Source organism: Paralteromonas sediminis (assembly GCF_003820355.1).
Lineage (GTDB): Bacteria > Pseudomonadota > Gammaproteobacteria > Enterobacterales > Alteromonadaceae > Alteromonas_F > Alteromonas_F sediminis.
The window spans coordinates 946,637-961,516 of the sequence record NZ_RPOK01000001.1 but is presented as its reverse complement, the minus strand read 5'-3'; the positions used below and the strand labels follow the sequence as shown (position 1 = coordinate 961,516).

Annotated in this window: 12 protein-coding genes; 4 read left to right on the top strand and 8 right to left on the bottom strand. The window is 44.9% G+C overall.

The window, feature by feature from the left end:
- Positions 1–15: 15 nt before the first annotated feature.
- The gene (locus DRW07_RS04330; protein WP_124026636.1) at positions 16–2,181 is read left to right on the top strand and encodes a GGDEF domain-containing phosphodiesterase; all 2,166 of its coding nucleotides are present in this window, start codon (positions 16–18) and stop codon (positions 2,179–2,181) included.
- Here DRW07_RS04330 and DRW07_RS04325 read toward each other — a convergent pair.
- Both DRW07_RS04325 and DRW07_RS04320 read right to left on the bottom strand, forming a co-directional pair.
- A complete protein-coding gene (locus tag DRW07_RS04325) occupies positions 2,144–2,707 on the bottom strand; it encodes a lysozyme inhibitor LprI family protein (protein WP_124026635.1) in 564 nt (187 codons plus the stop codon). The two genes, DRW07_RS04330 and DRW07_RS04325, sit on opposite strands and share 38 nt — an antisense overlap.
- A 25-nt stretch (positions 2,708–2,732) precedes the next feature.
- Positions 2,733–3,410 (bottom strand): type 2 periplasmic-binding domain-containing protein, encoded by a 678-nt coding sequence (locus tag DRW07_RS04320; RefSeq protein ID WP_124026634.1) that lies wholly within the window; start codon positions 3,408–3,410, stop codon positions 2,733–2,735.
- Positions 3,411–3,617: 207 nt separating this feature from the next.
- Here DRW07_RS04320 and DRW07_RS04315 point away from each other — a divergent pair, with 207 nt between their 5' ends.
- Positions 3,618–5,240: a response regulator gene (locus DRW07_RS04315; RefSeq protein WP_124026633.1), complete on the top strand. Its 1,623-nt coding sequence runs from the start codon at positions 3,618–3,620 to the stop codon at positions 5,238–5,240.
- On the opposite strand, the gene DRW07_RS04310 is transcribed toward DRW07_RS04315, so the two are convergent.
- From DRW07_RS04310 to moaA, 3 genes are read right to left on the bottom strand one after another with little or no spacing between them, the layout of a single operon-like run.
- A complete protein-coding gene (locus DRW07_RS04310; protein ID WP_240630500.1) occupies positions 5,201–5,665 on the bottom strand; it encodes an HIT domain-containing protein in 465 nt (154 codons plus the stop codon). The two genes, DRW07_RS04315 and DRW07_RS04310, sit on opposite strands and share 40 nt — an antisense overlap.
- Entirely contained in the window at positions 5,640–6,980 is a 1,341-nt protein-coding gene (locus DRW07_RS04305) for a serine hydrolase domain-containing protein (protein WP_124026632.1), read from the bottom strand. The genes DRW07_RS04310 and DRW07_RS04305 overlap by 26 nt, the downstream gene beginning before the upstream one ends.
- A 26-nt stretch (positions 6,981–7,006) precedes the next feature.
- Positions 7,007–7,975, bottom strand: coding sequence for a GTP 3',8-cyclase MoaA (gene moaA / locus DRW07_RS04300; RefSeq protein ID WP_124026631.1), 969 nt, complete (start codon positions 7,973–7,975; stop codon positions 7,007–7,009).
- A gap of 81 nt (positions 7,976–8,056) precedes the next feature.
- Between moaA and DRW07_RS04295 the strand changes: the two genes are divergently transcribed.
- A complete protein-coding gene (locus DRW07_RS04295) occupies positions 8,057–9,835 on the top strand; it encodes an ABCB family ABC transporter ATP-binding protein/permease (protein WP_124026630.1) in 1,779 nt (592 codons plus the stop codon).
- Here DRW07_RS04295 and DRW07_RS04290 read toward each other — a convergent pair whose 3' ends face one another.
- Complete coding sequence (locus DRW07_RS04290) at positions 9,836–10,129, bottom strand: hypothetical protein (protein WP_165870394.1); 294 nt, start codon at positions 10,127–10,129, stop codon at positions 9,836–9,838.
- A 220-nt stretch (positions 10,130–10,349) separates the two neighbouring features.
- Here DRW07_RS04290 and DRW07_RS04285 point away from each other — a divergent pair, with 220 nt between their 5' ends.
- A complete protein-coding gene (locus DRW07_RS04285; protein ID WP_124026628.1) occupies positions 10,350–10,718 on the top strand; it encodes a DUF2845 domain-containing protein in 369 nt (122 codons plus the stop codon).
- Here DRW07_RS04285 and DRW07_RS04280 read toward each other — a convergent pair.
- Entirely contained in the window at positions 10,715–11,740 is a 1,026-nt protein-coding gene (locus DRW07_RS04280; RefSeq protein ID WP_124026627.1) for an efflux RND transporter periplasmic adaptor subunit, read from the bottom strand. The genes DRW07_RS04285 and DRW07_RS04280 overlap by 4 nt on opposite strands.
- The gene (locus tag DRW07_RS04275; RefSeq protein WP_124026626.1) at positions 11,737–14,823 is read right to left on the bottom strand and encodes an efflux RND transporter permease subunit; all 3,087 of its coding nucleotides are present in this window, start codon (positions 14,821–14,823) and stop codon (positions 11,737–11,739) included. The genes DRW07_RS04280 and DRW07_RS04275 overlap by 4 nt, the downstream gene beginning before the upstream one ends.
- Positions 14,824–14,880 lie beyond the last annotated feature (57 nt).

The following is a 14,880-nucleotide window of genomic DNA, read 5'->3' as shown; positions in this document are numbered from 1 at the left end:
AAAATTTATGCAAGTATGATTAACACAAACGATAACAGAAGTAGATGGCTAAATGAGTTATCGAATTCTGACCAAGTTTTACGTATTGCTTCACATATCAATGAGGTAGTGAATGCTGACCATTTGTTATTTGCTTTAATTGATCATGAAACACACACAGTTAAGACGTTTTGCTATTTAATAGACGGCCAGAAAGCTAGAAACATTACCTATTCGCTTTTCGGCACACCTTGTGAGCAGCTTTCGGAAACCAAGAACTGTATTTATTATCAAGGGGTTGCTGATGCATTTCCTAGAGCTCCTTTTCTAACAGAAAACAATATTGAGTCTTACATAGGTTACCCCCTCACAGACGAAAGAAATCATCAGAAAGGGCTCGTCGCAGCCTTGTATAAAGCGCCGAAGAAAAACCTTAAGTTTATAAAGAGACTTTTCACCTCTTTAGTTCAATCTGTGACTACAGAGATGCGAGCAATGGAAAACATTCAGAGCTTCAGTGAATCACTAGAATCCCTTAAAGCCAAAAATATGCTTTTTGATGCGATTCACGATGCAATTCCAGAAGGGTTGGTCACTATTGATAATAAGGGAGTTGTCCAATCAATAAATAGAGGATGTCTCGACCTTTTTGGCTATGAAGAGAGCGAACTAATTGGAAAAAACGTAACGTTGCTAATGCCAGATGATTTTGCAAAATATCATGATGGATTTATTAAAAAATATGAATCAACTGGATCAGGAAACATTATTGGGAAAGGACGAAAATTACAGGCGAAACATAAATCAGGAGACCTCTTCGACATTCAATTACATGTTGCCGAGGTAAACCTCCATCAACAAAAATACTATCTCGGATACATCCAAAATATTACTAGAACGGTTCACCTCGAAAACCAACTGAAAACTTTTTCTTCACGTCATCCAATCAGTAAACTTCCAAATATGTACGTGCTTAAACAGGTACTGACTAATTCGCTTGGCATCATTCAACTAACGCAAAAGAATATGTATTGTGCCGTCATATACATCGAACGATTTGAGCGAATTCAGCATGAACATGGTGAAGGCGCAGAGTTGAAAGTCATTGAAAAAATTGCGCAGCAATTAAGAGCCATCGTACCTCAGGGGTATACACTGTTTCATGTAGGTTTAAATACCTTTTATATCGTGTGTACGATCCCAATATCATCTACTGAAGCACCCTCTGTCTTGGAACAACAAGTTATGAGAATTGTTGAGAGCTGTGCTGAAGAAAGCCTGAGCTCTATCAATGTAGCGCTGAATATAGGCAGCTTTTGCTTCAAAGCAAATGCATTAACGAAACCAATTATTTGGGCGCTCTTAGATGAAGCAAAAAAACACATCAATGCTAGCGGCGAGCTAAGATCGCACAGATTAACAGACAAGGAAGTAGAGCAAGTTATTTTGAAAGAGCATGTCAAGCGAGCTCTTCCCGAGGCAGTAGCTGCAAATGAGTTTTCATTTGTTGTGCAACCACAAGTGCATAATAACGAAGAAATACTCTCAGCAGAACTACTGATGCGTTGGCAATCGCCTACACTTGGATTTGTTTCACCAGGAATTTTCATTCCTATCGCCGAAGAAGGGCCTGAAATTCTAACGTTAAGTCATGCGGCACTGCACAAAGCATGTGAAATTATAATGCTCGCCAAACAAAATGGGCAAGATGTTAGTATAGCGGTAAATATCAGTGCACACTTCCTTACACACAGCGGTTTTGAAACATCACTTATATCAATAGCAGACAAATACGGAATCAAAACAACAAGCTTAATATTAGAAATAACCGAAAGTACTCTAATAAAAGATATGGCCTTTGCTACAGCACTTATCCATAAATTATCAGCCAAGGGATTTCGATTTTCCATTGATGATTTTGGAACAGGCTATTCCTCTCTATCCTACCTTAAAGAAATGCGTGTACATGAGCTTAAAATTGATAAATCTTTCATAACTAACTTAGAGGGCGATACTGCAAGCCAGTCTATAGTCAAGATAATCATCGAACTTGGCAGAGCTATTAAAGCTAATGTGGTTGCCGAGGGCGTGGAGACAGAGAGACAGGCCGCGTTTCTTTCTGCATACGGCTGCAATGTAATGCAAGGATTCCTTTTTCATAAGCCTATGCAAGTAGAGAGTTGGCAAGTTTTGAATAAATAGAGGCTTTCCAGCATTCATCCCTACCCTTTAACCATCCTCGCTGTTCCGCTTGCAAATATTTAAGGTGCTGGGCATTGTCACTGGCTTTTGCTGTTGCAGCTTTATAAAAGTATGCAAGTTTCACGTCTAATTCTTCCAGCTGGTGCGACTTGCAGATTAATTCCTCTACACGCCTTTTTGTCTTGGTACAATCAAATGAGGGCAATGATCTTGTAGTGTTAGCATTTGACTGCGCAATTCTACTTTCAATAAATTCGCACCAATTGGCCGTATGTAAGGCTAATTCCTTTTCTTGCGGCGTCACACCAAGTTTGAACTCAATCGTTGATTTCCACTCATCAGAACCGATATTAGGCCCATGTCCATGGCCGTCCCCGCTCTGTATAGCGTGTTCGATTGATCGAAAACTACGTAAATCACAGGCCGACAAGCCCGCCTTTTCAGCTTCTTTACTATTTAAAGGTAAGTTACACCCAGTAACAGCTAACACCAGAACAAACATACTAACGGTCTGAGATAACACCATGACTGACTCCTACCCAGAAGGCGAACTAGCGGCCCAGTTGCGGGAATGCCTGTTTAAGGACTCTATAGCAGCTCACATGCACAAACAGCGTAATGGGTGTAGAAATAAGGATATTTTTAGAAAACTGCAGTTGTGTGGCGATGTCTTTATCCAAATTGGCATAAGTGACATTATCCATCATGGCAAAATCTGCCCTGTCCAAAAGCACCATCTTTGCCGCAGCATCAATGTTTTCAACAAAAATAACCTGCATGCCCGCATCCTCAAACTGTTTGACAAATACACTGTCTTGTCCGCTTCTTAGCAACGCAATGCTGTTGCCCGAAAATGCTTCTAAGTCAGCCCAGCTAAAGGGGATGCGCTGAGTTTTTCTTATCAGACCGATTTTTATCGGGTCGGATGTTAAGGCCAAACTGGTGTACTTATTGTCACCAAAGGCTGGGTAGAAGCTGGCACACCAGTCTCCTTGCTGTATACGCTTATGGGCTCTTGCCGGAGGAACAAATTCTGCAACCCAATTAATAGACGACTGCCTCGTTCTGTCACGTAATACAGCAAATGCAATACCCTCGTTGATTTCGCTGTTGGTTGTGAACGGTGGATATTCAACGGCTAATACAGATGCCGTTGGGTTAGCAGCATAACTTTGGAGAGAGAAAATAGCCGATACAATGCTAACAATTAGTGTGTTATACCAGCGCACTGCCCGCTCCTTTTTGCAATTATTCGCGGTAACTTGACCATATCAGGTGTAGTTCGATAATTGTTTCTGTACCATTAGAGCTAAGTATGTCATTTAAAAACTATCAAGTCTTCTTCAAAAGCATGACAATTTGTACGACGCACGATTTAATAAGGGAATTGCGGAAATTGACGATAATAGTAGTTAGCAAGTTGAATTAGGAAACAAATGAACCACAAGTTAACCCGGAAAATGCGTGTACTAGTTGTCGATGATCAGGTTCTCGCAAAAGGCTATTTGAAATATTCCATGGAAGAATTGGGGTTCCAGGACATTGACTACGTGGACAAAGTAACACACGCCATTAATGCGGTGCGTTCAACCCATTACGATTTAATCATTTGCTCCTACGAACTAAAACAAGAACAAGATGGTTATTTTTTTTATGAGCAAATAAAGGAAAACAACGATCTTCCCCCAAGCACTGCGTTTGTTTTTATTAGTGCCGATACTACACCAGATATCGTTCACAGCATCGTTGAATTACAACCTGATGATTTTCTTGCCAAGCCTTTTACCGTAAGGGAACTAAACAAACGATTAACTCGTGTACTCACTCGAAAGCAAGCCCTGCGCCCTATTTATCGACTGGTCGAAATGAATCAGCTGGATAAGGCCTTATCTGAAATTGAAAATTTCCTGACCGAGCCTAAAAACGCCGACTTCTTTGCGTTGGCGCTAAAGTTAAAAGGCGAGCTATTGTTAGCATGTGGATATAACGAACAGGCGAAAGAGTTTTATCAGGCAATTATCAACGTACAGAATTTTACGTGGGCCCAATTAGGATTAGTGCGTTGCCATATAGTATTAGACGAGGATGACGACGCCGAAAAACGCATCTTGCAGTTAGCTTTCCGCCCCGACTCCATGCTTGCCGCCTACGACTTGCTCACCGCTTTGCAAATAAAACAAAAAGAATTCGACGTTGCCTTGGAAACTGTGGGGGTGGCCAGTGACGTATCACCGCGCAATGTTAAGCGGCATCATACGGCACTCGACCTAGCACGACTTACTCATGATTACGAAATCCAATTCGAAGCGGCTAAGCGTATTGTTAAATATGCCAAAAACTCGATTCATGACAAACCAGAAATCTATTTAAATGTGGCACGTGCTGGTATCGACTTCGCGATGACATCTGAACAGAAGCAAACCAGCAAACTAGTAAAGCAGGTTAGTGATTATTTAAAACAACTGAAATCCAATCACCCAAAAGCGGACGTGAATGATCAACTTTCCGTCATAAACGCACGCATGCTGTATCTGCAAGACGAAGCCGACAATGCCAAAGCCATGCTTGAGCAGCTCAGTGATGCTGTCCTCGAGGCGCAAAGCGTCGAAGCGTTACTCGACAAGGCAAAGGCATTCCATGACGTTGGTTTGCATGAATCTGCGTTAAAAATTCTGGATAACGTTGAAATGCGTTGCAAACAAGATCCCAATCAGAGCGAACTATTTTTCAAATATGTACAACAAGAAAAAGCAGAGAAAGACGCGATTAGGATCAGTCCTAAAGAATTAAATAACTCAGCGGTCAGGCAGTACCATCAGGGTGAACTCAAGGAAGCCTTGAATACCTTCAGACAGGCCTTTACCGTTATGCCCAAAAACGCATCCATTGCGCTAAACCTGCTCCAAGCAGCGGCTATCAGTGTACGCGACAATGGCAGCTCCCCCTATAGCAAACAAATGATTGACAATTGCCTTAAAACGGTTGAAAACGGTGAACTGAGTGCCGAGCAAAGCCAGCGTTACCAGCGTGTAAAAGAGGTGTTGAAAGATCTAGAGTAACAGGCTGACTTTAGCGCGCTAACGCACTCCTTTAGTGCATGTTCTTCGTAGACAGTCATAGACGCTTGCCCCCAAACGGGTCTCGGCCATGCTGGGTCTGATTCGTACCGCGCGATATGGTGCACGTGCAACTGAGGAACCATATTGCCTAAGCTAGCAATATTCATTTTTTTGGGTGTAAATAAAGTTTGCATAACACGCGTTAGCTGTAAAGATTCCAACTGCAACTGATGATATTCCTTTGCAGTCAGGTCAGTCACCTCGACAGTACCTTCTTTTTTAGGCACCAGAATACACCACGGGTAACTGGCATCATTGATCAGACGCAACTGGCACAGCTCTAGGTCGCAAACAAAGGTACTGTCCTTTGCTAGCTGAGGATGCAAGGAAAACACGGCGCTATTGCGCCGCTCTTGTAAAGGCAAAACTACCGCCACCTTGTTCTAGCGTAAAGCCGCTCGCACTGTCGCCGGGTGATTCAAATTTCATTACAATACCCGCAGCGTCAAACTTAAACACATTATTTTCATAGGCAGCTAGCGGAAATGCTCCCTGACCAGTCGCCTGGGCGTGAAGTACGCCATTTTGAAGAAATACATTAATGTCCATTGGCAAAGCGTCGCTTACATATGTTCCCTCAAATGTTCTAAGTTGCTCCTCATTAAGCGTAACTTCCTTTGCAGAGAAGTCTGGCACCTGGACATCCATCCCGTAAGCTGCGCTCAATACAGCAATAAGAATGTCATTAAATGTGTAGTTCATACCATTGGCGGTAACAGCAAAGCTAATTTTTGACTCGGGTTGATACGCAGCGCTTGATACAAATCCATCTATTCCGCCGTTATGACCATAAAACCAAAGCTCACCAAAGGGCATTCTAAATAACCCCATACCCAGCCCTTCTACCAAGGTCATCATTTTTTTCAGCGTATCTTGCGACACTAATTTGCCGTTGAATAACGCGCTGAAGAACCGTGACAAATCATCGCTGGTAGAGACAATAGCACCTGCGCCATGAGGAATACTCATGTCCGTTTCGGGCATCACCTGCCACACGCTTTTATGCTGGTATGAATGGGCTTCATTATTTTGCGTATTGATCTTTTGCCCATAGAAAGTGCGCTCGAGCTTGAGTGGTTTTATGATCTTTTCTTGCACAAGTTTGGCATAGGGCATACCAGTGACTTCTTCCAAGATATAACCCAGAAGTATATAGCCCGCATTGGAATAGGACTGTTTTTCCCCCGGGGCAAAATCCGCATCAAAAGCAGCCATTCGCTCAAGCATTTTTGCTTTTGTCTGAGCGTTTGTCATATAGCCAGTATATTCAGGCGCATTGGTGATGTTGAAAATCCCCGAGCGATGCAATAACAGATGCTCAAGTGTAATGGCGTTCGCATTGGGAAATTGGGGATAATAATTGTGCAGTGTGTCAGATAATCGCAAAGTGTTATCTTCAATCAATTGCATTATCATCACAGCTGTAAATGTTTTAGTAATGGAACCTACCCTATAGGCGGTATTCGCGTCAGCTTTAATGCCTTTTTCGACCTGGCTAAAACCAATATTGCGCTGGTACAGCAGTGTATTGTCTTGCCTTACCGTTACCCCAAGCATGGCTTTTTCATTAACGTCCAAGGCATTGAAGAATGCATCCAAGCCTTTTTTATTGAACTCAGCGCCCGCTACATTAAACGAAAGAGGTAACAAGATTGCCAAGCATAAAATCAATTTTTGCACGTAAAGCTCCTTTTCATAAAGGGGGGTTATCCGCCTAACATAGCCAGATTTTTGGTTGCGCCCGACTTACCTTCATGAAGTAAATGCGCGGGTGCTTTTTTAGAAATTAACATTTTTAGTTTTGCTTGTAACCCTGCTACATCACCCTCTTTTATCAAACCGCGCAAATCTATGCCTGACTCACTGAACAGGCATAAGTGCAACTTACCCGTAGCACTTACTCTTAGCCGATTGCAGGTATCACAAAAGCCGTTAGCATAGGGAGTAATAAGACCCACTTTGCCTGCATAGTCTTCATGCATAAACTCTTGTGCTGGTCCTGCGTGAATCTCGCGTTTTATTGGTTGCCAACCAGTCTCAAGCAACCAGTTTTTGACTGAATGCGCTCTAACATGCTGATTGACAAAAAAGTGCCCTTGCTCACCCGTTTGCATTAACTCAATAAAACGCAATGTAATGGGTTTATCCTTTAACCACTGTAAAAATTGGTTGATGGTAGATTGGGTTGTGGAGTTCATCAGAACCGCGTTGGTCTTCACCAATAAGCCAGCGTCAAGCGCAGCATCTAACCCGGCCAGTACATGGCCGAGTTTATTCTGTCCGGTGATGGCGTGAAACTGTCTGGGATCCAGGCTGTCTATGCTGACATTCACCTGTTGCAGACCAGCTTGAGCAAGCGGCTTTGCTAGTTTAGCAAGGCGTCCACCATGGGTTGTCATAGTCAGCAGTGAAATACCTTCGACCTCAGCACAAACAGAGGTTATATCAACGATATCTTTGCGCAGTGTTGGTTCGCCACCTGTCAGACGGATCTTTTGTGTGCCAAGACCAGCAAACGCCTGTGCAACTGTGCTGATTTCATCTAATGACAGGAATTGCGGTTTACCTTCAGGCTGATAACCGTCAGGCAGACAATACTGGCAACGAAAGTTGCATGCTTCGGTTAACGATAACCGCAAATAATAAAACCGCCGACCCAATAGATCCTGTAACATATTATCTATAACCCTTAAGACACAGTGTTATTAAGTGTGTCGATACCTAACCGTAGCAGAAAAAAGGACAGGTTTTAAGCCATGCCGAGAGGTCGCTCCATTGTTGACGAAAACACACCGTTCCACTGGCAGGTCATTCATCGACTATGGCCCTATCTGCTCGAATACAAGCAGCGGGTATTGTTGGCTATCTTATGCCTAATCGCGGCTAAAGTCGCCAGCGTCTCATTGCCTTTTGTGCTGAAACATACAGTAGACAGTCTAAACACAGATAACCTTTCTACTGCGTTATTGGCCGTGCCTATTGCGCTGATTGTCGCATATGGTGTGTTGCGCTTTCTGAATACCATTATGGGTGAGGTAAGAGACACCCTGTTTGGCAGGGTCACTGAAAGGGCTATGCGAAGGCTTGGATTAACGGTATTTAATCACCTGCATAAATTAGAGCTAGCGTTTCATTTAGATCGGCAAACGGGCGGACTTTCAAGAGACATAGAGCGCGGGACCAGTGGTATTAGCTTTTTAATGCGTTTTATGGTTTTTAATATTGGTCCTACTCTGCTTGAAATTGTTATGGTTGTAGGGTTGTTGTTCTACAACTATGGCGTAATGTTTGCGCTGATCATCCTCGTATCGGTAATCTCTTATGTTGCCTTTTCAGTGAAGGCGACTGATTGGCGCACCCGTTTTGTGAAAGAGATGAATACCGCTGATTCCAATACCCATACTCGGGCAATTGACAGCCTAATTAATTTCGAAACGGTAAAATACTTTAACAACGAAAAATACGAAGCAGACAGATACGACACAAATCTGGAAACCTGGGAGTTTGCCCGACGTAAAAACCGCCTTTCACTCTTTGCGTTAAACAGTGGGCAAGCGTTCATTATCGCAGCCTCCATGACCAGCATGATGCTCTTAGCAGCCAATGGCGTCGCCCGTGGTGATATGACCATTGGTGATTTTGTTCTGATTAATGCGTTTACGATGCAGCTTTTTATGCCGCTCAATTTTTTGGGTTTTGTTTATCGGGAAATCAGGGGCTCACTGGCGAATATCGAAAACTTGTTTGGTCTGTTGGCTCGTGTACCTAAAATCAACGATGTAGCCAATGCGCCAACACTTTCTGTGACTGAAGGTGAAGTGCGATTTGACTCGGTGGTCTTTCGCTACAATGAAGACAGGAATGTGTTAAACGGCATCAGTTTTGTAGTCAGGCCCGGCGAAAAAGTTGCCATTGTTGGGGAAAGCGGTGCTGGAAAATCGTCATTGATGAAATGCCTTTTTCGCTTCTATGATATTCAGTCAGGCAGTATCACCATTGACGGGCAGAACATTCAACATGTCACGCAGGACTCCCTACGTCAGGCCATTGGCATTGTGCCGCAAGACACGGTTTTATTTAATGACACCCTGATTGAAAACATTCGCTATGGCAACCCAGAAGCAACAGATGAAGCGATACATCACGTCATTCAGCTGGCTTATTTAGATAAGTTCGTCGCAAGTTTACCCGACGGACTGAATACACGCGTAGGTGAACGCGGCTTAAAACTGTCAGGCGGCGAAAAGCAGCGTGTGGCCATCGCACGGGCGTTACTCAAAAACCCTTTAATTATGGTGTTTGACGAGGCCACCTCTTCCCTCGACAGCGAGTCTGAAAAGGCCATTCTTTCCGCACTAAAGAATGCTGCCCAAGGTCATACCACCTTAGTAATCGCGCACCGCCTATCGACTATTACAGATGCCGACAACATTGTGGTGTTAAAAGACGGTGTTATTGCAGAACAGGGCTCGCATGAAGACTTACTTAATCTGGACGGAAAATATGCCGCACTGTGGCGGGCGCAGTCGCGATGATTACTGTTTTAGCACGTTTGTGGCAGACGCCACATCTACTAACAGACGATCACTTGTTTGTTTCATTTTCTGCCAAAAAGCGTCTACGTCACTACGATTTTGCATGTAAAAGTCTCGGTTGAAAGCAAGGTGCCAAATCGACTCTGTTACAATAGTCTTACTGGCCACCACTTGTTTGTCCAATGTCAGTGTTTGTTGAAACTGCAGTGGCGTTGAGTATTTGCACCAGTAAACCGGCTGACTTGTCAGCATTCGATGAGCTGTAAATATAGGGCAAATAGTCTTTATTCTCATGACAAAGCACCCAGGTACTGGCCTTACTCAATGAGGTAAAAAAAACGAGACCCACCACCCAAAAACGTTTGCACAACATAACGAGGACGACTTCTTTTCTCCGGAGTGTTAAGCATAGACGGAAATTAACGGGAGTAAATTTACTGGCTAAATCAATTCAGCTCAAATTCAGCCAGACATTGTTTTACTTGCACCTGTAAACTTTCGTAAAGGACAATGTATGAAAATCGTATTTGCTATATTACTGAGCACGAGCCTGAGTCTTTTATCACAATCAGCACATGCCATGCGTTGCAACTCACGGTTAGCGATGGAGGGAGACTCCAGTTTTCATTTTAAAAAAATCTGTGGTGAGCCTGCCCACATTGAGAGACATACAGTTTATCGCAGTCGCTCAGTTCATCAGAACACCAAACGATTATCAGACAGGGGTAATGTGGCGCATAAACTGGGCATTACCCACGCTCAAGAGGTGGCGATACATGTAGAGATTTGGACCTATAACTTTGGTCCAAACCGTTTCATGCGGGAAGTGCGGTTTGAAAATGGGGTCGCTAAGTCCATACAGCTAAAAGGTAAAGGGTACTAGTACTGTACCGATTGCCCTGGCATAAGTCGCTCTGCACCGCGGATAATCACCTTGTCGCCTGACTGCAATGCTGAGTCAACGGCCACCCAATCGCCTACGGCAAACTTCAATGTTGCGGGAATTTGTTCAGCCTGTGAGTCGGCTGTCACCCGGTAAATAAAGGTTTGTGCGCCGCGAATAACCATAGCGTCACGGGGCACGGCGATGCTCATTTGAGAGGGAGCCATAGGCATGTGTACACGCAGTGCCTGTCCCACCGCTAGCGCCTGTTCGTTCGCCGCTAACCTTACCTCAAACATGCGAGAGCTGACATCGCCCACCGGTATCACTTTCCTCACCGGTAACGACAACTTGTTGATAGTCGCCGCGCTTACCATAATAGTATCGCCCTCTTTTAGATGTGGTAAAACAGACAAAGGCGTGGCCACGGTCACATCGAGATTCGTTAAATCAACAAGCCGCATTAACGGCGCACCGACACTGAGATATTCACCTATCATTGCATGACGCATTGCAACGACACCGTCAAACGGCGCTTTGACATGACTGTCAGCGAGCCGTTTTTTCGCTTCAGCCAAATTCGCCTTCGCAACGGCAAGATCACTTTCTGTGCGCGCTTTTCTCGAAAGCTCTAACTGCAATTGCGTTTTGGAAGCATTGTTTTGACGGGCTAATACGTCTATGCGCTCGACTTCACTCTTGCGGAAGGTGAGCTCGGCTTCCAGCGCAGTAATGTTCGCCTGTTCACGTTCCACTTGCCAACGCAATACGGCGTTGTCTTGTTTCGCAATAATGTCTCCTTTGCTCACACGGCTGCCTTCAGACACGATAAACTCCAGTTGGCCTTCAACCTGCACTGACATTAATGCATCCTGGCGCGATACAACATTACCTTGCAGCTCCATGGTCGGTGACAGCTGACGCGGCTCAACCTGAATAACCTCCACCTGTGCTGGCGGCATCTCCTGCGCAACAGCGGTTAGGGTCCATAACAAAACAACAAAAGTTACACATCTATTCATAATGGGTCAGGTTCGCTTTTTCTTGAAGATAATGACAGCTGCAACAAACAAGGCAGCAGTATAAGTGTAAATATGGTGGATACACTCATTCCACCCACTATCGCAGCAGCCATGCCGCGATAGATGTCACTGCCCGCGCCCGGAAACAGTAACAATGGCAACATACCGAACAAACTGGTTAATGTACTCATAAATATGGGGCGAAGACGCAGGCGCAATGCATTGTGTACCGCGTCTTCCACGCTCAGACCTTCAGTCAGACCTTCACGTGTTTGCGCAACCAACAAAATGGCATTATTGACAACCAGCCCAAGCAATATGATAAACCCAATCATGCCCAGCAAATCGAGTGGCTGAAAACGTATCAGGTTAAGTAAGTTTAGCGCCACTACGCCACCAAAGCTTGCCAGTGGTAGCGCTATACACACTTGTACCGCACTGCCAAGTGATTTAAACAGCCCGGCCATGATTAACAGTAATAACAAAAACGCCATCACAAAATTGACACTGAGTGTGGTCATGGCTCTGGCCAAATCTTCTGCGCTGCCCGAGTATTTAATTTGCGCATCACTGGGAAGCTGTCCACGCAATGCTGGCTCAATTTGGGTTTCCAATGCATCAATAAGCTGTTCTAGCGACATGTCAGGTGGAGGGTTCACATTTAGGCTATAACCGCGCTTGCGGTCCATACGCACGATTGCGCTGGGGGCAAGCGTTAAACTCACATCAACCAGTTCAGATAACGGAATAACACCTGCATTGGGTGTTTTTACCGGCAAAGCAGCAATTTGTTCTGGCGTATCAAAGCGCTCTGTTTTTAAAAAGATGTCCATTCTCTGCATACCGTCAAAGTATTCACCCATCCAGGCGCCCTGCCCGAGTTCCATAATGACATTGGATAAATCGCTACGGCTCCAACCCACTTCCTGTAAACGGCTGTCTTTGGGTACAAAACGCATTTCAGTCGACTCTGAGAACGGATCGGGTTCCGGGTTAGCCGTCGCTCCCGGAATGCCTTGCATGATCATCCCCATACCTGCCATTGCCGCTTGTTTGGCAGCCTGCAAGTCGGTGGTAGTAATTTCCATTCGCACACTGTTGCTGTCACTAAAGCCACCAAACAGACTTCTGCGCATGGAAAAGCCGAACATGTCCGGAATACCACTTATCACCTCAGTTTGCACAGACTGTTGCAAGGCGTCTAAATCTGTCCCCTCTTCCCCATTAATCGCTAGCCAACCACCCGATGCACCGGGGAATGACCAAAAGAAATAATCGCGTATTGCAGGCGTTTGCTCGCCATTGAGCTTAGGCGCTAATCGCTCACCAATCACTTGCGCAATTTCTTTGTCGGCTGTCTTTACATTTGTGCCGGGAGGGAAAAACAAAAAACTGTCAACCGTATCGCGTTTTACCGGTGGCAAATAGTTACTGCTTGGCCAGGCAAATATCGTTATTGTAACGGGTACGACAATAAGAAATGCAATCCAGCCCACCCGTTTGGTCTGGCTATTGCTCAATACCATCAAGAGGTCAGCAATTTTGTCCCACTTCTGTGGCTTTATTTGCGCATTTTCTGTGGGTAAATCACGCATTAGGTAGCGCGCGCCTGTGGGCAATATCGTAATCGCTACGACTAAGCTTACACTCACACCAATCGCAATGGTCATGGCAAGATCGGCAAACATCTGGCCTTCGGCATCTTCCAAAAACATGATTGGAATGAAAATAGCTACCGTGGTTGCCGTTGACGCAAGAAGTGCGCCCCAAACCTGAGTAGCGCCTTTGTCACTGGCAACCGTGAGGCTCTCACCTTTCTCTCTCAGTCGTACAATATTTTCTAGTACGACAATCGCTGCATCTAATACCATACCAGAAGCAAAAGCCAGGCCCGCCAATGAAATCACGTTCATTGAACGACCGGTTAGGTTCAGGATAATAAAGGTTGTGAGCAATGAAATGGGTATCGCGGTCGCTATCAGTAATGTTGCTCGCCACTGACGCAAAAATAACCACAATACAGACACAGCAAACAACATGCCGACAACAAGGTTACTGCTCAACAAGCCCATAGAGCGTTTAATGTAACGACCGGGATCAAACGAGTATTGCGCTTGCATGCCACGTTCGGCAAATACCCCGTCATTGAGCTCAGCCATCTTGGCTTTAATGCCGTCAAGCGCTTCTAAGACATTGGCTTCATTGGTTTTCGACACCGACAAACGAAAAGCTGGGTTACCGTTTTGATAAATAAATCCGCCGGCACGTCCTGGACCCACTTCTATTCTGGCTAAGTCACCCAATCGTATTTCAACACCATCGCGAGACTCCAAAATAACGTTGGCAAGCTCCTCTACATCATAGCGGCCTTCAAACCTTAAGGTATATTGCTTTCTACCTACATCGACAAAACCGCTAGACAGATCCTGCGAACGTCCAATTAACTGCGGGATCCGTGCGATATCAATGCCCAGATCAGCCGCTTTGAAAATATCGAAAATAATTTGTAGTTGCTCACCATCACCCCAGGTACCGTCATCAAATTCAATGCGTGAGACGCCATATAATGCTTGCAACTCTGGCAGGATAACGTCGCGCATGTACTTACTGTTGGCTTCGCGCTCTGTTTTGGAAAGCGCGAGATCATTTTGAATAAAATACTCAATCAGCGTGTCATTGGCGTCACCCCATTCCCCCATCATGATCTGTGGACGTTGCGCATTGGCAGGTAAGGGCCTCAGTCGGTTTAAACGGCTTATCACATCAATAAGCGCTCTGGTCATATCGGTTTCTAAAGAAAACTCCAGCTGCATAAAGCCAAAGTCAGCCATGCTCCAAGCAACCATGTCAGTCATGCCGGGAGTACCTACCAATACCTCTTCAATGGGTACGGTTAATTCAGACTCAGTTTCAGCAGGTGATGCGCCGGGCCAATTGCTGATCACGGTAATAACCGGTTTCTCAATATTCGGAAGCAGCTGGGCAGGAATTTTGACTAACGACAATACCCCTAATACCAACAGCATCAGGGTAACGATAATAACGGCAGTGGGGTTATTCAGACATTGCTGGGTAAGCTTCAAAACACATCCTTGGGAACCAAAACGTCCCAAGGATATCGGCTTTTAACGTAAACGGGT

Bases quoted from the DNA above. Each gene is read 5' to 3' on its own strand.
- DRW07_RS04325 (WP_124026635.1), bottom strand. From the start codon at position 2,707: ATGGTGTTATCTCAGACCGTTAGTATGTTTGTTCTGGTGTTAGCTGTT.
- DRW07_RS04315 (WP_124026633.1), top strand. From the start codon at position 3,618: ATGAACCACAAGTTAACCCGGAAAATGCGTGTACTAGTTGTCGATGAT.
- DRW07_RS04285 (WP_124026628.1), top strand. From the start codon at position 10,350: ATGAAAATCGTATTTGCTATATTACTGAGCACGAGCCTGAGTCTTTTA.
- DRW07_RS04280 (WP_124026627.1), bottom strand. From the start codon at position 11,740: ATGAATAGATGTGTAACTTTTGTTGTTTTGTTATGGACCCTAACCGCT.
- moaA (WP_124026631.1), bottom strand. From the start codon at position 7,975: ATGTTACAGGATCTATTGGGTCGGCGGTTTTATTATTTGCGGTTATCG.
- DRW07_RS04330 (WP_124026636.1), top strand. From the start codon at position 16: ATGATTAACACAAACGATAACAGAAGTAGATGGCTAAATGAGTTATCG.
- DRW07_RS04290 (WP_165870394.1), bottom strand. From the start codon at position 10,129: ATGAGAATAAAGACTATTTGCCCTATATTTACAGCTCATCGAATGCTG.
- DRW07_RS04295 (WP_124026630.1), top strand. From the start codon at position 8,057: ATGCCGAGAGGTCGCTCCATTGTTGACGAAAACACACCGTTCCACTGG.